We start from the raw sequence: 17,004 nt of genomic DNA, 5'->3' as shown, positions 1-17,004 counted from the left end.
GTGACGCATGCCCGAGCGGAACGACGGGTCCGGCGGTGACGGGGACGAGCTGGCCGAACGGTTCGAGGCGCAGCGGGGCTCCTTGCGCGCCGCCGCCTACCGGATGCTGGGCTCCCTGAGCGAGGCCGACGACGCCGTGCAGGAGACCTGGCTGCGCCTCGGCCGTACGGACGTCTCCGGCGTGCTGAACCTGGCCGCCTGGCTGCGCACCGTCGTCTCCCGCGTCTGCCTCGACATGCTGCGCGCCCGCGCGGCCCGGCGCGAGGAGTTCACCGGGCACGCCCCCGAGGAGGTGTGGGACCCGGCGGGCGGCGACGAGCCCGAGGACGAGGCGGTGCTCGCCGACGCGGTCGGCCGCGCGCTGCTCGTCGTCCTGGACGCGCTGGGCCCGGAGGAGCGGGTGGCGTTCGTGCTGCACGACACGTTCGCGGTGCCCTTCGACCAGATCGCGCCGCTCGTCGGCCGTTCGCCGGTCGCCGCCAAGAAGCTCGCGAGCCGCGCGCGCCACCGGGTGCGGGGCACCTCCGAGGCGTCGGCCGCCGTGCCGGGGGGCGGGCAGCGGCACGTCGTGGACGCCTTCCTCGCCGCCGCGCGCACCGGCGACCTCGACGCGCTGCTCGGGGTCCTCGCCCCGGACGTGGTCCGCCGCACCGACCCCGCGCTGCTGCCCTCGGGGCGTACGGCCGTGCTGCGCGGCGCCCGTGCCGTCGCGGAGGAGGCCAGGCTGCTGGCGCGCGGCGCCCGCTTCGCCGGGCCCGCGCTGGTGGACGGCGCCCCCGCGCTGGTCGTCGCGCCGCACGGACGGCTGCGGCTCGCGCTCCCGCTGACGATCGAGGACGGCCGCGTCGCCGCGTACGAGGTCGTCGCCGACCCGGCGCGGCTGGCCCGGCTGGTGGTGACGGTGCTGGAGCCGTGACGGCCGGGTCCGCCGGGCCGGCCCGCCTCAACTGGTGGAGGGCCCGGTGAAGCCGATGCTCCGTCGCCAGCTCAGCTCGTGGACCCCCTCGAAGTCCTCCTTGCGGAACACCACCCGGTAACCCGACCAGGAGAAGCGGGTCCGCTTCCAGCCGTCGATGTTGTGGTCGGCGTGCGTCTCCCAGTCGGCCAGGTCGCCGTCGCTCACCGCGGCGATCACCGTCTCGGAGGCCGGATCGTTGCAGCCGGAGTCGTAGTGGGCGACGACGGCGACGACGTCGTCGTAGGCGCTGAGTTCGACCAGGCACTCGGCGTCGCCCGGCTTGTCGAAGAGCACCCGGGGCTGCGACCAGGGGCGGCCGATCGCGCTCTGGTGGCGCTCGACCAAGCCCCGCTCCGTGAAGTGCACCTGTACCCGGCTGCCGTCGTCGAGTTCGAGCGGACCTTCGTCGCTGGACGACTCCGCCGTGGGGGTCTCGACCGGCCACTCGGCGCACCCGATCCACGCCCCCGCCGCCACGAGGACCGCGACGCCGCACACCAGGACACGTCTCCCGCGCATTCCGGCCCCCGTCCGACGGTGATCTCCCGACGGCGACTACGACACCCGACCGCGAGGTAACCTGTCAAGCCGATGGATGGGGTTAGGCGTGGAGGCGGCGGAGATGATCGACGAGAAGGCGCTGCTCGAAGCGTTGAACAGCACCCCCGTGCTGGACGGCGCGCGACGGGACCTGTGGGCCGAGGACGCAGCGCCGAGGAGCTGGGCGCAGGCACATGGCGACCTCGGCGACGCCGCGGCGCTCGACCGGCTGCGGGCGGCGCGGGACCTGCTCCAGGGCGCCACCCGCGGCACCGTGCCCGTGGCGGAGCTGCGCGGCGTACTCGACGACGTGGCCCGGGTCCCCGAGATCGACGGGTCGGGCGGTCTGGGCTGGCGCCTCCGGACGCCGCCCGGGCGGAGGCTCGCGGTGGAGCTGGTGCTCGCCTGGTTCGACGTCCAGGAGCGCAGGCCCGGACGGCTGCGCCCCTGCGGCAACGACGAGTGCTGCCTCTTCCTCCTCGACCGCAGCCGTGGCAACACCGCCCGCTGGTGCTCGATGAAGACCTGCGGCAACCGCCTCAAGGCCCGCCGCCACCAGGAGCGCGCCCGGCACGTGCCGGAGTGACCGGAGTGATCAGGGCTCCGGGGGCCAAGGGGTGTGGCAGCCCAGGCGGACGTGGCCGTCGGGGGTGCGGTGGAGCTGGAGGCCGTCGGGGGCGAGCACGTTGTCGACTAGGGGGTCCCTGCCCTGGCCGACCCCCGTCAGCTCCAGCCGGTCGCCGCGCGAGACGGGCAGCCAGGCCGGTGGCCCGGACGCGGGCGGTTCCGGGTAGTCCGTGACCGCGACGGTGAAGCCCCTGCTGTCCGAGCCGACCAGCAGCCGGAAGGACCTCGCCGTGGTGTGCCCGACCACGTAGTGCGCCGCGACGCGGACCGCGTCCGCCATGCGGCGGACCAGCGGCGCGGGCGCCCCGCTCGCCGCGAGGACCGTGCGGGTCACCTGCCCGACCGCCGCGTAGTCCCCGGCATCGTCGCCGTGGCCGCGCGGGAACTCCAGGACGAGCGACAGCTGGTGGGCCGTCCATGGCGCGGAGGCCGGGTCGTCCCGCACGATCCGGGGCAGTCCCGGCAGATTCACGCTGGGTCCCATCGACGCCTCCCCTGCATCGTCGGACGCCATGGCGCGTCCCGGCACCCGGGCTCGGAGCAGCGGGGCCGCGGCAGGCGGGGCCAGTTCAACACCGCCGCGGCCGCCCGCGTACACCGCGCCGGGGACCGGGGCGCCGGTCCCGCAGACGCTACGTCCGCACCGGGGACGGGCCCAGGAAGAAACGCGCCAAATCGCGGCGGGTAACGGACTGTTGACGCGGAGCGACGTTCCGCCTCGGGATCCGCCTCAGGCGGGACGCGGGTCGGAGACCGCCGCGAGCCAGTCGAGGAGGATCCCGTTGACCTCCTCGGGGCGCTCCTGCTGCACCCAGTGGCCGCAGCCCTCCAGCAGGTGCGAGGAGACCAGTCCCGGCAGGGTGACGGGGAACGCCTCGATCGCCTGGGACATCCAGGTGGTGGACGCGTCCAGGGTGCCGCCGACGAAGAGCGAGGGCTGCGCGATCGCCGCGCCGTCCAGCCCGGCGAGGTCCTCCCAGTCGCGGTCCACGTTGCGGTAGCGGTTCAGCGCCCCGGTCAGGCCCGTCCGCTCGAACTCGGCCGCGTAGACGTCGAGATCGGCCTCCGACAGCCAGCCGGGCAGCGCGCCGCCGGTCCCGTCCGCGCCGCCGGACGGGAAACGGTCCCTCAGCCTGCCGCCGGGCGCGACGAAGTGCACGTCCGGCGCGTCGGCCGGGGGCATCGTGTCCGCCGACAGCGCCGCGTAGAACCCGGCGAGCCAACCGCGCACCTCGGGCTCGATCTCCGCCTCCGCCCTTCCGGGGCGCTGGAAGTAGCTGACGTAGAACTCCTCGTCGCCGCCGAGGCCCGCGAAGATCTCGGTGGGCCGGGGTCCGCCGCGCGGCGCGTACGGCACGCTCAGCATGCCCACGGCCGAGACGGCGTCGGGGTGCAGCAGCGCCGCGTGCGCCGCGATGCCCGCGCCCCAGTCGTGGCCCACGACGACCGCCGTACGCTCGCCGAGGCCCCGCACCACGGCCGCGCAGTCCTCGGCCAGCGCCCGCATCCGGTACTCCTCGACGGCCTCGGGCCGCGACGAACGCCCGTACCCGCGTACGTCCATGGCCACCGCCCGGTATCCGGCGGCGGCCAGCGCGGGGAGCTGGTGCCGCCACGAGTACCAGGACTCGGGGAAGCCGTGCACGAGCAGCACGAGAGGGCCCGTGCCCTCCTCCACGACGTGGATCCGCCCGGCGGGGGAGGGGACCAGACGGTGCGACCACTTCTCCATGACAACTCCTCGGTGCGGTGTTCCGGGTGACGGCCCTTCCGATCATGCGGGGGCCGTCACCCGGGGGCGACGATTCTTGCCGGATCGGCAATTCGCGGCCCGCGCCGAGTAGCATCCGGGCACTGACGACGGCGCCGCTCAGGGGGATGCATGCGGAGTTACGAGGGACACGCACTGTCCGTGCGCGGGGGCCCGAGTCTGTACGGCTGGCTGTTCGCCACGGCGCTGCTCCTCGCCGCCGCCGTGCTGTCCCTGTTCACCGGCATGGAGGTCCGCGATCCGGCCGCCGCGGAGGGCGAGATCTCGCGGCGTGACCCGGTGGAGTGCGGCTCCGTGCTGGGGCCCGCCCGCTGGAGCGAGGAGAAGTGGACCGAGAACGGGATCGCGTGGCGCACCCGCGTGTGCGACAACGCCCGGATCACCCGGCTGGGCTGGACCGGCATCTTCCTGACCGGCGGCCTCGCCGTGCTGGTGACCGGCCTGGGCGTGAACGCCTGGCAGCGGTCCAGGAGCTCCTCACCGGAGAGCTGACCCCCGGCAGCCTCACACCCCCACCGGCTCGCGGAGGTCCGCCGTGCGGGCCTCGCGGCGTGCTGTCGCCTCCGTCGGGTCGAGGACCGGGACCGCGGTGAGGAGGTGGCGGGTGTACGGGTCGCGCGGGGTGTCGTAGACCTCGTCGACCGGGCCCTGTTCGACGACCGCGCCCCGGCGGACGACGGCGACGCGGTCGGCGGCCTGGCGGACGACCGCGAGGTCGTGGGCGATGAGGACCAGTCCCAGGCCCAGTTCGCGCTGGAGTCCGGCGAGGAGGTCCAGGACCTGGGCCTGGGTGGTGACGTCGAGCGCGGAGACCGGCTCGTCGCAGACCAGCACCTTCGGGCCGGGCGCCAGGGCCCGCGCGATGCCCACGCGCTGCCGCTGTCCGCCGCTGAACTCGTGCGGGAAGCGGTGGTACCAGTCGGGGTCGAGCCCGACCTGCGCCAGCAGCTCCCGCGCCCGCGCGGTCGCCTCGCGGTCCGTCAGTTTCCCGGCGGCCCGCAGCGGGTCGGCCACCGACTCGCCGATGGTGCGGCGGGGGTTGAGGGAGGAGACCGGGTCCTGGAAGACCATCTGGAGGTCCGGGCGTACGCCGCGCAGGGCCTCGCCCCGGTAGCGGACGGCCCCGCCGCTCGGCGGGAGGAGTCCGACCAGCATCCGGCCGAGCGTCGTCTTGCCGCTGCCCGACTCGCCGACGACGCCGAGGGTCTCGCCCTCCGCGACCGTCACCGAGACCCCGTCCACCGCGACCGCACGGTCCTTGCGGCGCCCGAACTCCCGCCGTACGTCCGCCGCTTCGAGGAGGACCTCCCCGGGGGCCGCCGAGGGGCGGGTCCGGGGGGCCTCCAGGCGGGGGACGGCGGCGAGGAGTTCGCGGGTGTAGGAGGCCACGGGGGCCTCCAGCACCTGCCCGACCGGGCCCTCCTCGACGGCCCGGCCGTCGCGCATCACCAGCATGGCGTCGACGCTGCCCGCGACCACGCCCAGGTCGTGGGAGACCAGCACGAGGCCCATGCCGTTCTCGGCGCGCAGCTCGTGCAGGAGGTCGAGGATCTGCGCCTGCACGGTGACGTCCAGCGCGGTCGTCGGCTCGTCCGCGACGAGCAGCTTCGGCTCGCAGGCCAGCGCCATGGCGATCAGCGTCCGCTGCCGCATGCCGCCGCTGAACTCGTGCGGCCTGGCCCGGGAGCGGCGGGCCGCGTCGGGGATGCCGACCCGGTCCAGCACCGCCACGGCCCGCTCGCGGGCCGCGCGCCGGGAGACCCGGGGCGCGTGCGTACGGTGCACCTCGGCGATCTGGTCGCCCACCGCCATGTACGGGTCGAGGGAGGAGAGCGGGTCCTGGAAGACCATCGCCGCCGTCCCTCCGCGCAGCCTCCGCAGCTCGTCCCGCGGCGCGTTCAGCACGTCCGTGCCGTCGACCGTGACCGCGCCCGACACGCGCGCGCCCGTCTCCCGGTGCAGCCCGAGCAGCGCGCCCGCGACGGTGCTCTTGCCCGAGCCCGACTCGCCCACGATGCCGAGGGCCGCGCCGGGCGCGAGCGAGAAGGAGAGCGCGTCCACCGCGCGTACGGAACCGTCGCCGGAGGGGAAGTCGACGGTGAGGTCCTGTACGTCGATCAACTGGCCGGTCATGACAGGGCCACCCTTCGGTCGGCGAGTGCGTAGAGGACGTCGGCGACGGCGTTGGCGATCACCACGGCGGCGCCGGTGACGAGGACGATCCCGACGACGACGGGCAGGTCCACCTCGCGCACGCTCTCGATCAGCAGCCGCCCCAGCCCCGGCAGCCCGAAGAGCTGCTCGGTGATCATCGCGCCGCCCAGCATCGTCCCCAGGTCCAGCGCGCTGAGCGCGATCACCGGGGGCAGGGCGCCGCGCAGCGCGTGCCGGGTGACGACGGCGCGCTCGCTCACCCCGTACGCGCGGAACGTACGGACGTGATCCTCGGCGAGCACCTCCAGCGTCGAGGAGCGCGTCAGCCGGGCGTACTTGGCGCTCTCGAAGAGCCCCAGCGCGAGCCACGGCAGCAGCATGTTCCACGCCCACTGCTCGGGGTCGCGGGTGAGGGGGACGTACGAGGGGAACGGCAGCCACTGCAGATAGGCGCAGACCGCCATGAGCAGCAGCAGGCCCAGGATGAAGACGGGCGTGCCGCTCCCGGCGAGGGTGAGGACGGTCAGCACGCGCTCGGTGATCCCGCCGCGCCGCAGCGCCGAGACCAGCCCGGTGCCGACGCCGAGCAGCAGCCAGATCACCATCGCGCCCAGCGCCAGCGAGGCGGTGGCGGGCAGGCCCTCGGCGATGAGGGAGGTGACCTCCTCGTCGTTCTGCCGGGAGAGCCCGAGGCAGGGCGCCTGGCAGTGCTGGACGCCGTTGCCGGCGGGGAAGTCCCGGCCCGTGAAGAGGCCCTGGACGAAGTGCAGGTACTGCGCGTACACCGGCTCGTTCAGCCCCAGCCGCTCGCGGACCTGCGCGACCTGCTCGACGTTGCAGCGGTTGCCGCAGGCGAGCCGCGCCGGGTCGCCGGGGACGAGGTAGAAGAGCGCGTAGAGCGCGACGGACAGGACGAGCAGCACGAGGACGGCGCCCACCAGCCGCTTGGTGGTGAACAGGGCGAATCTCACGGGGTCTTCTTCTCCTTGCGGGTCCCGCGTGTCCCCGTCCCCGTCCCCGTCCCCGTCCCCGTGCGGCCCACCCGCAGGCGGCTCGCCTCGCGCGGGTCGAGCGCCGTGCGCACGGCGTCGCCGAGGACGGTGAAGGCGAGGACGGTCACGAAGAGCAGCCCGGTGGGCAGCAGCACGTACATCGGGTCGGCGCGGAACCAGGTCGTCGCCGTCGAGAGCATCTGCCCCCAGGACGGGGTGGGCGGCTTCACGCCGATGCCGAGGAACGACAGCGACGCCTCCAGCACGATGTTCGTCGGCAGCAGCACGGCGGCGTACGTGATCACCGGCGCGGCCAGCGACGGCAGCAGCTCGCGCCGCGCCACCCGCAGCCGTCCCGAGCCGCCGAGCCGGGCAGCCGCGACGAAGTCCAGCCCGCGCAGCGTCAGCGCCTGCGCCCGTACGACGCGCGAGGTGGCGCCCCAGCCGAGCAGCCCCATGACGAGGATCAGCAGCAGCGGACGCGGGAAGCTGTCGGGGACGACGGTGGTGAGCGCGATGGCCAGGACCAGCATCGGCAGCGCCACCATCACGTCCGTGACGCGGCTGAGGACCTGGTCGGCCCAGCGGCCGCCGAGCGCGGCGGCGAGCCCGACGGAGACCCCGATCAGGATCTGGACGACCGTCGCGCCCGCTGCCACGAGCAGCGAGATCCGCGCCCCGTACAGCAGCCGCGCGAACAGGTCGCGGCCCGTGCCCGGTTCGACGCCGAGCCAGTGCTCGGCGCTGACGCCGCCGAAGGCGCCGCGCGGGGCGCCGCCGCTCGCGGAGTCGATCAGTCCGTCGTGGTAGGTGTCCGGGTCCTGGCCGCTCGCCGCCGCCAGGAGCGGCGCGGCGAGCGAGGCCAGGATCAGGACGGCCAGCACGGCGGCGGCCACCACGGCCGAGGGGCGGGCGCGCAGCCGCCGCCACAGGCGGCGGTCCGCGCCCGGCGCGGTGGCCGCCGCCCCGGCCACCTCGGCCGCCTCGTACGCGGTCGTCATTACTTGACCGCCACCTGCGCGATGTCGAGGACGCCGGTCCAGTCGCTGATGACGACGTTCTTGACGTCCTTGCCGACGAGCCGCTGGTAGACCGGGTGGAAGAGCGGCACGGAGAGCGCCTGCTCGCCGATCTCCTTGTCGAGGGCGCCCCAGCGGCGGGCCGCGGCCTTGAGGTCGGTGTCGCCGCTGATGTCGTCGAACTTCTTGTTGATCTTGTCGTCGTCGAGCTGCGCGTGGTTGAAGTTCGAGCCGTCCTTGACGATCTGCCGCCCGTCGTAGATGGGCGCCAGGAACGGGTAGCCCGCGGGCCAGTCCGCGCCCCACTGGGAGAGGAAGAAGCCGGGGGTGTCGCCCGCGTCCTGCCGCTTCTCGTCGTAGGCGTTGCGCTCAAGGCCCTTGAGTTTGACGGTGATCCCGGCCTTCTTCAGCGACTGCTGCACGGCCGTGGCGACCTTCGAGCCGATCGCGCTGTCGTCGGTCGAGTGGGCCAGGGTGACGGTGAGCCCCTTCTCGTACCCGGCCTTCTTCAGGACCTCGCGGGCCTTCTCCGGGCTGCCGTTCTTCCCGGCCGGGAAGTGGTCGTAGGGCGTGTAGCCCAGCGCCTTCTGGTTCGGCAGGAAGGTCGTGGCGGGCTCGGCGAGCGAGGTGCCGCCGACCGCGTTGACGACGCTGCGCCGCCCGATGGCGTACGAGATCGCCTCGCGGACCTCCTTCTTGTCGAAGGGCTTCACCTTCGGGTTGAACGCGAGGTAGTTGGTGTAGCCGAAGTGGCCGACGCCGACGCGCTTCTTCAGCTCCTTGTCGTTCCCGTCCTTGCCCAGCTTCGCCAGCTCCGCCGGGCCGAGGTTGGTGTCGGTGGTGATGGCCTTCGCGTCGTCGCCCGAGCTGGTGGAGAGGCGCTGGTTGATGACGGCCGGGTCGAGTCCGGAGCGCACCTCGATGGAGTCGGGGTAGTCGTGCCGGTGCGGGTCGTTCTTCGCCGACCAGTGGGTGTTGCGGGCGAGCTGGAGACGCTCGCCGTCGTTCTCGTTCTTGACGACCTTGTACGGCCCGGACGACAGCGGGTGCTTCTCGTACTTCGCGCCCTTCTCCTTCTTCTCCGGTACGGGCGCGAACTGGGTCTGCGTCGCGACGTACGGGAAGTCGCCCACGGGCTTCTTCAGACGGAAGACGATGGTCCGCTCGTCCGGCGTCTCGATCGAGTCGAGCGTCTTGGGGCCCTTCTTCGCGAACGGGCCCTGGAAGTCGGCGCCGCCCTCCAGCCAGTCCCGCAGGTACGGCGCGCCGCCCGACAGCTCCGCGGCGAACGAGCGCTCGACCCCGTACTTGATGTCGGCCGAGGTGATCCGCGAGCCGTCCTCGTACGTCAGGCCCTTCTTGAGCTTGTACGTCCACACCTTCGCGTTCTCGCTGGGCTTGCCGAGCCCGGTCGCGAGGTCGGGGACGACCTTGGTGCCCTCCTCGCCGTTGGCGCGCTTGCGGGTGGTGAGGGTGCGGAACACGAGGGAGGGGACGTTGCCGCCGCCGGAGGTGTAGAGCCGGGCCGGGTCGAAGTTGACCTGCGGCTCGGTGTTGAGGACCAGCAGCTTCCCGCCCTTGGCGGGCTTGCCCCCGGCGCCGCTCTCCGAGTCCCCGTCCTGCGGCCCGGCGCAGGAGGCGAGCACCCCGGTCAGGGCGATTCCGGCGACGGCGGTGACGGCCGTATGACGAGACGGGCGTATCAGTATGTGATTGCGCATGGCGAGAGAGTGCCTTTCGCGGCGGCAGACGCCGTCGGCGTGAGCGAAGGAGGAGCGAAGGGAGGAAGAGAGAGGCGAACGCGTCGTGTCAGGCCGCTGCGGGACGCCGCTGCGGGGCGCTGACCAGGAAGCTCAGCGACAGTCGATGTCGGAGACCGCGTGCGCGTGCACACCGATGAGCACCAGGCGGAAGCCGGTGTGCTCGGGGAAGTGGTGGCGCGACATGGGCAGAAGCCTGGACGATCTGCCCTGGTCCGCACAAGACGGTATCGCCATGCGAGACGGAGTGTTTCGAGTGCCGGGACAAGAGGTGTCGCGTCGGAGGTCAGGATGGGGTCAGGAGTGCCTCAACTGCCGTAGGAACGTGGCGTTGTCGGGGGTTTTCCTGAGCCGTTCGAGGAGGGCTTCGAGCGAGGTCCGGCTCCCGTCCGTCCCGGCCCCGAGGGCCTGGCGCAGTGCCCGTACGCCCGCGAGCTCGGTCGAGGGCATCAGCAGCTCCTCGCGGCGGGTGCCGGAGGAGGTGAGGTGCACGGCGGGGAAGACCCGCCGGTTCGCGGGGGCCGCGTCCAGGCGCAGCTCCATGTTGCCGGTGCTCTTCAGCTCCTCGAACCAGAAGTCGTCGGCCCGGGAGCCCGTCTCCACGAGGGCGGTGGCGAGGATGGTCAGCGAACCGCCCTCCTCGGCGGCCCGCGCCGCGCCGAAGAACTTCTTCGGCCCGTGCAGCGAGGCCGCGTCGACCCCGCCGCTGAGGGTGCGGCCCCCGGACGCCGCCGCGCTGTTGTGGGCCCGGCACAGCCGGGTGAGGGAGTCCAGCAGGATGACCACGTCCTCGCCCTGCTCGACGAGCCGCTTGGCCCGGGCGAGAGCGAGGTCGGCGAGCGCGATGTGCTCCTTGGCGGGCCGGTCGAAGGTCGAGGAGAGCACCTCGCCGCGCACGGAGCGGCGCATGTCGGTGACCTCCTCGGGGCGCTCGTCGATCAGCACGACCATCAGATGGCACTCGGGGTGGTTGGCGGTGAGCGCCGCGGCGAGCTGCTGGAGCAGCACCGTCTTGCCGGTCTTGGGCGGCGCGGCGATCAGCCCCCGCTGCCCCTTGCCGACCGGCGCGATCAGGTCGACGAGACGGGACGTGAGCCCGCCGCCCGCCCCTTCGAGGCGCAGCCGGTGGCGGGGGTGGAGCGGGGTGAGCTCGTGGAACCGGGGCGGCCGCTCGCGCGGTGCGTCGCCGGGCTGCAGAAAGCCGAGAGCGCTGGTCATGGGTGACCTTTCGTGAATGTCCTGAAATGAGAAAAGGGAGGGGGGTGAGAGAGAAGGCACCCGGCCGGAAACGGCACGGGGCGCGGCACGGCACGGCGCGTCACGTCACATACGAGATACGCGACGGATCACCACGTGGTGCGAAAGGAAGCGGGACGGAACCCGCTGTCAGAGAGATGCGGCACCGGCGCCACACGAAGGGGCTGCGACAAGTGCCGTGAAAACCGTACCACTTAGGGGGCTCAGCTCTCCGGCCGCCGGGGGAGGAGCAGCACCGCGGGCACCGTCGCGCAGCACAGCCCCGCCAGCGACCAGACGACGAGCCGGAACGCGGAGGTCGCCTCGGCCGCGCCGGGCGACGCGGAGGCCAGCGGCGCCGAGTAGAGCGCCGCGGCGCACGCGAGGCCGATCGCGCCGCCGAGCTGCTGGACGTTCTGCAGCAGCCCCGCGGCGGTCCCGGTCCCGTGCGCGGGCACCTCGGCCAGCCCGAGCGTCAGCAGCGGGGAGACGATCAGCCCCATGCCGCAGCCCGCCAGCAGCAGCCACGGCGCGAGCGCGAGCGTTCCCGGACCCGTCGGTGCGGCGGTCAGCGCCCCTCCCGTGCCCGCCAGTCCGGCGGCCAGCACCGCGATCCCGGCCCCGAGTACGCGGCGGCCGTGGCGCGGCACCAGGAACCGGGACGCCGGGGTGGAGGCGAGCGGGATGCCGAGGCTCCAGGGCAGCACCGTCAGCGCCGCCGTCGCCACGCTCCGGTCCAGGCCGCGCTGGAGGTAGAGGGCGAGTGTGAAGAAGAGCCCGTGCACTGCCGCGAAGACCAGGCCGCTCACCACCACCGCGCCGGTGAGGCCGCGGTGGCGGAAGAGCCGGGTGTCCACCAGTACCGGCAGGCCCCGCGCCGTACGGGCCCGCTCGCGCGCCACGAACGCGGCCAGCGGCACGCACGCGAGGACCGGCAGCGCGCCGGCCCACCACGTCGCGCCCGCCTCGCCGCCCTGGAGCAGCGGCAGCACGACGGCCACCAGGCCGAGCGCGAGCAGCGCCGCGCCGGGCAGGTCGAGCGTGTCCCGCGCGGCGACGGGCGTCCGCGGCAGTGTCCGTACGCCCGCGAGGACGCACCCGCTCACCGGCACGTTGATCAGGAACACCGCCCGCCAGCCGAGGCCCAGCACATCGGCCTCGGCCAGGAGCGCGCCCGCCACGGGGCCCGCGACCGTCGTCAGCCCGGTCACGGTGGCGAACAGGCCCATCGCGCGGGCCCGTTCACGCGGCGCATGGAGGAGCTGGACGAGGGCCAGGGCCTGCGGCACCATCAGTGCGCTCGCCGCGCCCTGCGCCACGCGCGCGGTGATCAGCACCCCGGCTGTCGGCGCCGCCGCGCACGCCAGCGAGGCGGCGGCGAACCCGGCGGTCCCGGCGAGCAGTACCCGGCGGTGCCCGTAGCGGTCCCCGGCCCGGCCGCCGACGGTGAGCAGCACGCCCAGGGCCAGGGTGTAGCCGGAGGCGATCCAGCCCGCCGCCGCGTTGTCCGCGCCGAGTTCGCGCTGGATGGCGGGGAGCACGACATTGACGACGGTGCCGTCGAGCAGATCCATCACGGCCGCGAGGAAGACGGCCACGAGCGCGATCCGGCGCCTTGAGGCGCTGCTGAACATGTGCGGAGTCCCTTCCGGGGAGACGAGTCGGAAGGGAGGCGGCGGACGGGAACCCGTCCAGCCACCCGTCACTCAACGGGAATCGCGACGGGAAGGTTCCCCGCGGGCCGGGCGCGCCGGCTCACATGTCCCAGGACGGCTTGCCGGGGTAGCGGAACTGGTGCTCCCGCAGCACCTGCCGGACGTCCAGCCAGGCGTTGTACAGCACGGCCTCCTCCTCGGTGGCGACGCCGTCGATGATCCTGTCCCGCCAGTGGTGCAGCTCGTCGTCGGGCATGTGGGCCACCCAGGAGAGGTAGTCGGGGAGGGTCTGCCCCTTCGTGCGGGCGGCCGTTTCGAGGACGGGCCGGTGGTCGGCGATGACGGAGGAGTCCATCCGGTCCATGCGCACGCGCCACCGGTGGTCCATCCCGTCGTCCCCGACGCCCTCGAACGTCCAGCCGTCCTCGTCCTCGCCCCTGCCGCGCTTGAACAGTGCCATCCGCTTCCCCTTCAGCCGTGGCCGACAACCGCCACAGTGTGACGCGGCACCGCTGCCGCCCCGCGCCCGTTCCACAGACCCTTCACGGGGCCGGGTTCTCGCGGAGCTCCGCGAGGTCCTGGGCCGCCTGGGCCAGGAGGTCGCGCATGGCGGACTCGGCCGCGTCCGCGTCGTGGGCGCGTACGGCGTCCAGGACCGCGCGGTGGCTGGGGACCGGGTCGCCCGGGTGGTGGCCGGGGCCGTGGACGATGCGGTCGCGCGCGGCGAGGCCCGTGGAGATGACCATCTCCATGCGCTCCAGCAGCTCGTTGTGGGACGCCGCGAGCAGCGCCCGGTGGAAGGCGAGGTCCGCCTCGACGGCCTCCGGCGCCCCGTCGTCGGCCTCGTCCATGGCGGTGAGCGCGGCGTCGAGCGCCGCGAGGTCGGCGTCCGTACGCCGCTCGGCCGCGAGCCGTACGGCCGCGGGCTCGACGATGCCCCGCACCTCGTCCAGGTCGCGGAGCAGCGGCGGGACCCCGCCCGCGCCGGGGCCCGCTTCGGCGCCCGGTCCCGTGCCGGACTGGAACTGCCAGCGCAGCACGTCGACATCGAGCAGGTTCCAGTCCGCGCGCGGGCGGACGAAGGTGCCGCGCTTCTGCCGCGCGTCGACCATGCCCTTGGCGGCGAGCACCTTCAGCGACTCGCGGAGCGCGGTGAGGCTCACGCCCAGCTCCGCCTGGAGCGCCGCGAGATCGAGAGTGGCGCCCTCGCCGAGCTGGCCGCCGAGCACCCGGTGGGCTATGGCCTCGACCGTCTGGCCGTGGACGCCCCGACGCGCGTACCCGGACATCGGGCACCTTCCCTTCTCCTCTACGACCCCCGCCGTTCACCTCGACCTCGTACGGCCGGGTCAGGCCGATGACTTTACGACGCTCCAGCCGCCGTCCACGACCAGGCTCGCTCCCGTCACGAACGAGGCCTCGGGGGAGGCCAGGAAGGCGACGGCGGCGGCGACCTCGTCCGGGTCGCCGAGGCGCCCGGCGGCCGTCTCCGCCGCGCTGGCCCGCCGCTCGTCCTCCGGGACCCTGTCCCACAGGCGGGTCAGGACGGGGCCCGGCAGCACCGCGTTGACCCGCACGTCAGGCCCGTACTCGACGGCGAGCTGGCCGCACAGCGACAGCAGGCCGCCCTTCGCCGCCGCGTAGGCGGGATGGCCGGGGATGCCGTGGCGGGCGTGGACCGAGGAGACCAGCACGGCCGCGCCGCGCTCCGCGCGCAGCTCCGGCAGGCAGGCGCGGAAGCCGAGGAAGGCGGCCGTCAGCCCGACGTCGAGCTGCCGGTGCCAGGACTCCGGGGAGGTCTCGTGCGCGGGGGCGACCTCGACCGCGACCGCGTTGGAGACCAGCACCGAGACCGGGCCGAGCGGGCGCGCGGCGGCCAGGACCGCCTCCCAGCCCTCCTCGCCCGCCACGTCGGCGGCCACAGGCACGGCCGTGCCCCCGTCCTTCACCAGGGCCTCGGCGGTCTCGGCCGCGCGCTCGGCGGCGATGTCCGCGACGACGACCGAGGCGCCCTCGGCCGCGAGCCGACGCGCCGTCGCCGCGCCGATCCCCGCCGCCGCTCCGGTGACGACGGCTGTACGTCCGATGAACCTCCGGGTGTCAGCGCTCATGGGACGAGGGTCGTCCGGTAGAAGAACGGCGTCAAGAACTATTCATAAATAACGAGTTCTTGTACGGTGCCGCGCATCGCACTTGTCACTCGTCAAGAGAGGCAGAGCCCATGACCGCAGTACGCAGCGACCGCATCCACTTCGGCGGCGACTACAACCCCGAGCACTGGCCCGAGGAGGTCTGGGCCGAGGACGTCCGGCTGATGAAGGAGGCCGGGGTCACCATGGTCACGGCCGGGATCTTCTCCTGGGGGCTGATCGAACAGCGCCCGGGAGAGTACGACTTCGGCTGGTTCGACCGCGTCATGGACACCCTGGCGGAGGCGGGCATCCGCGTCTGCCTCGCGACCATGACGGCCTCGCCGCCCCCGTGGCTGAGCGAGCTGGCCCCCGAGATCCTGCTGGAGACCGCCGAGGGCGTCCGGAAATGGCCCGGCTCCCGGCAGCACTTCTGCCCCTCCAGCCCCGTCTACCGCGAGCACGCGGCCCGCCTCGTCGAGCGGCTCGCCACGCGCTACGCGGACCACCCCGCGCTCGACATCTGGCACATCGGCAACGAGTACGGCTGCTCGAACCCCGTCTGCTACTGCGACGTCTCCGCCGCCGACTTCCGCCGCTGGCTCCGCGAGCGCTACGGCACCGTCGAGGCCCTCAACGCGGCCTGGGCCACCACCTTCTGGTCCCAGCGCTACGGCTCCTTCGACCAGGTCGTGCCGCCCCGCGCGACCCCCACGCACCCCAACCCGACGCAGGTCCTGGACTACCTCCGGTTCAGCGACGACGCGCTCCTGCAGTGCTACCTCGCGGAGAAGGAGGTGCTGGACCGGGTGGCCCCCGGGGTGCCGGTCACGACGAACCACATGCCGCACCACAAGCCCGTCGACCCCTACCGGTGGGCCGCGCACGAGGACGTCCAGTCGCTGGACTTCTACCAGGACCCGTACGACCCCGAGACCCACATCGACGCGGGCGCCGCCTTCGACGTCACGCGCTCCACCGGCGGCGGACGGCCGTGGATGCTGATGGAGCAGGCGCCCAGCGCCGTCAACTGGCGAGCGCGCAACAGCCCCAAACCGTACGGGAAGATGCGGCTGTGGAGCTGGCAGGCGGTGGCGCAGGGCGCCGACGCGGTCCTGTACTTCCAGTGGCGCCAGTCGCCCGGCGGCGCCGAGAAGTTCCACTCCGCGATGGTCCCGCACGCCGGGCCCGACACCCGGATCTTCCGCGAGGTCGCCGAGCTGGGCCGCGAGCTGGGGTCCGTCCCGCAGATCGCCGGCTCGCGGAACGCCGCGGACGTCGCGCTGCTCATCGACTGGCAGAGCTGGTGGGCGCTGGAACAGGGCTCGCACCCGTCCTCGGCGCTCAGCCAGCGGGAGGCGCTGCTGCGCCACTACCGGCCGTTCTTCCGCGCCGGCGTCCCCTGCGACGTCCTGCCGCCGGACAGTGATCTGTCCGCGTACAAGCTGGTCGTCGTCCCGAACCTGTATCTGATGAGCGAGGGCACGGGCGAGCGTCTCACGCGGTACGTCCGTGAGGGAGGGCACCTGCTCGTCTCCTTCTTCACCGGCATCTCCGACGAGAACGACCGCGTCCACCTCGGGGGGTACCCCGGGCCGCTGAGGGAGGTGCTCGGCCTGCGGATCGAGGAGTTCTGGCCCCTCGACGAGGGTTCCACGGTGGGTGTGCGGGGCGGCCTCTCCGGCGCCGGTGACCTGTGGTCGGAGGACATCCACCTCGAAGGGGCTTCGGCTGTCGCCGAGTTCGGGGAGGGAGAGCTCGCGGGACGCCCCGCGCTGACGCGGCACGCCTACGGGGACGGTGTCGCCTGGTACGTGGGTACGCGGCTCGACCCCGCGACGATGAGGGCCCTGACGGACCGGGCCCGGGGTGAGGCGGGGGTCAGCCCTCTCGTCGACGGGCTCCCCGAGGACGTCCAGGTGACGGTCCGCGAGGGCGCGGAGGGCCGGTTCCTCTTTCTGCTCAACCACGGCGAGGAGGAGGCGGAGATCGCCCTCCCGAGCGCGGGCCGAGACCTCCTGAGCGCCTCTCCGGAGGAGGTGACGGCCCTCGTTCTCCCCGCACGCGGAGTGGCGGTGATCCAGCACTGAGCTGATCAGGGGCTGCCCCTTGCCGTGCTTCGCAGGCCGCGCCCGCGACGTGGCTTGTCGCGCAGTTCCCCGC

Annotated in this window: 16 protein-coding genes; 4 read left to right on the top strand and 12 right to left on the bottom strand. The window is 73.6% G+C overall.

Features of this window, described 5'->3' with window-relative positions; translation table 11 throughout:
• Nucleotides 1-7: 7 nt before the first annotated feature.
• The gene (locus ACGF3A_RS24870) at nt 8-916 is read left to right on the top strand and encodes a sigma-70 family RNA polymerase sigma factor (RefSeq protein WP_393732478.1); all 909 of its coding nucleotides are present in this window, start codon (nt 8-10) and stop codon (nt 914-916) included.
• 27 nt (nt 917-943) lie between these two features.
• Here ACGF3A_RS24870 and ACGF3A_RS24865 read toward each other — a convergent pair whose 3' ends face one another.
• Nucleotides 944-1,477, bottom strand: a complete 534-nt coding sequence (locus ACGF3A_RS24865) for a hypothetical protein (RefSeq protein ID WP_393732477.1) — start codon at nt 1,475-1,477, stop codon at nt 944-946.
• Nucleotides 1,478-1,553: 76 nt separating this feature from the next.
• Between ACGF3A_RS24865 and ACGF3A_RS24860 the strand changes: the two genes are divergently transcribed.
• Nucleotides 1,554-2,084 carry a CGNR zinc finger domain-containing protein gene (locus tag ACGF3A_RS24860; RefSeq protein WP_393732476.1) on the top strand — a complete coding sequence of 177 codons (531 nt, stop codon included), beginning with the start codon at nt 1,554-1,556 and terminating at the stop codon, nt 2,082-2,084.
• 9 nt (nt 2,085-2,093) lie between these two features.
• Here the strand turns inward: ACGF3A_RS24860 and ACGF3A_RS24855 are convergent, their stop codons facing one another.
• Both ACGF3A_RS24855 and ACGF3A_RS24850 read right to left on the bottom strand, forming a co-directional pair.
• Nucleotides 2,094-2,609 carry a hypothetical protein gene (locus ACGF3A_RS24855; RefSeq protein WP_393732475.1) on the bottom strand — a complete coding sequence of 172 codons (516 nt, stop codon included), beginning with the start codon at nt 2,607-2,609 and terminating at the stop codon, nt 2,094-2,096.
• 246 nt (nt 2,610-2,855) lie between these two features.
• Nucleotides 2,856-3,857: an alpha/beta fold hydrolase gene (locus ACGF3A_RS24850; RefSeq protein ID WP_393732474.1), complete on the bottom strand. Its 1,002-nt coding sequence runs from the start codon at nt 3,855-3,857 to the stop codon at nt 2,856-2,858.
• Nucleotides 3,858-4,007: 150 nt separating this feature from the next.
• Here ACGF3A_RS24850 and ACGF3A_RS24845 point away from each other — a divergent pair, with 150 nt between their 5' ends.
• Nucleotides 4,008-4,388, top strand: a complete 381-nt coding sequence (locus tag ACGF3A_RS24845) for a hypothetical protein (RefSeq protein ID WP_393732473.1) — start codon at nt 4,008-4,010, stop codon at nt 4,386-4,388.
• Between the two features lie 12 nt (nt 4,389-4,400).
• Here the strand turns inward: ACGF3A_RS24845 and ACGF3A_RS24840 are convergent, their stop codons facing one another.
• From ACGF3A_RS24840 to ACGF3A_RS24800, 9 genes are all read right to left on the bottom strand, one after another.
• Entirely contained in the window at nt 4,401-6,029 is a 1,629-nt protein-coding gene (locus tag ACGF3A_RS24840; RefSeq protein WP_393732472.1) for a dipeptide ABC transporter ATP-binding protein, read from the bottom strand.
• Nucleotides 6,026-7,021 (bottom strand): ABC transporter permease, encoded by a 996-nt coding sequence (locus tag ACGF3A_RS24835; protein WP_393732471.1) that lies wholly within the window; start codon nt 7,019-7,021, stop codon nt 6,026-6,028. Before ACGF3A_RS24835 ends, ACGF3A_RS24840 begins: the two co-directional genes overlap by 4 nt.
• A complete protein-coding gene (locus ACGF3A_RS24830) occupies nt 7,018-8,043 on the bottom strand; it encodes an ABC transporter permease (RefSeq protein WP_393732470.1) in 1,026 nt (341 codons plus the stop codon). The genes ACGF3A_RS24835 and ACGF3A_RS24830 overlap by 4 nt, the downstream gene beginning before the upstream one ends.
• The gene (locus ACGF3A_RS24825) at nt 8,043-9,782 is read right to left on the bottom strand and encodes an ABC transporter substrate-binding protein (RefSeq protein WP_393732469.1); all 1,740 of its coding nucleotides are present in this window, start codon (nt 9,780-9,782) and stop codon (nt 8,043-8,045) included. Before ACGF3A_RS24825 ends, ACGF3A_RS24830 begins: the two co-directional genes overlap by 1 nt.
• A 336-nt stretch (nt 9,783-10,118) precedes the next feature.
• Nucleotides 10,119-11,039 (bottom strand): transcription termination factor Rho, encoded by a 921-nt coding sequence (rho, locus tag ACGF3A_RS24820; protein ID WP_393732468.1) that lies wholly within the window; start codon nt 11,037-11,039, stop codon nt 10,119-10,121.
• 242 nt (nt 11,040-11,281) lie between these two features.
• Entirely contained in the window at nt 11,282-12,691 is a 1,410-nt protein-coding gene (locus ACGF3A_RS24815; protein ID WP_393732467.1) for an MFS transporter, read from the bottom strand.
• A 121-nt stretch (nt 12,692-12,812) separates the two neighbouring features.
• Nucleotides 12,813-13,172 carry a hypothetical protein gene (locus tag ACGF3A_RS24810; protein WP_393732466.1) on the bottom strand — a complete coding sequence of 120 codons (360 nt, stop codon included), beginning with the start codon at nt 13,170-13,172 and terminating at the stop codon, nt 12,813-12,815.
• A gap of 82 nt (nt 13,173-13,254) precedes the next feature.
• Nucleotides 13,255-14,001, bottom strand: coding sequence for a FadR/GntR family transcriptional regulator (locus ACGF3A_RS24805; RefSeq protein WP_393732465.1), 747 nt, complete (start codon nt 13,999-14,001; stop codon nt 13,255-13,257).
• Between the two features lie 60 nt (nt 14,002-14,061).
• Entirely contained in the window at nt 14,062-14,823 is a 762-nt protein-coding gene (locus ACGF3A_RS24800) for an SDR family NAD(P)-dependent oxidoreductase (RefSeq protein WP_393732464.1), read from the bottom strand.
• A 110-nt stretch (nt 14,824-14,933) separates the two neighbouring features.
• Here ACGF3A_RS24800 and ACGF3A_RS24795 point away from each other — a divergent pair, with 110 nt between their 5' ends.
• Entirely contained in the window at nt 14,934-16,931 is a 1,998-nt protein-coding gene (locus ACGF3A_RS24795) for a beta-galactosidase (protein WP_393732463.1), read from the top strand.
• Nucleotides 16,932-17,004: the final 73 nt, after the last annotated feature.

This window comes from Streptomyces sp. NPDC048172, from assembly GCF_043202595.1.
Classification (GTDB): Bacteria; Actinomycetota; Actinomycetes; order Streptomycetales; family Streptomycetaceae; genus Streptomyces.
The sequence above is the reverse complement of the archived record's forward strand: the minus strand, read 5'-3'. Positions and strand labels throughout refer to the sequence as shown.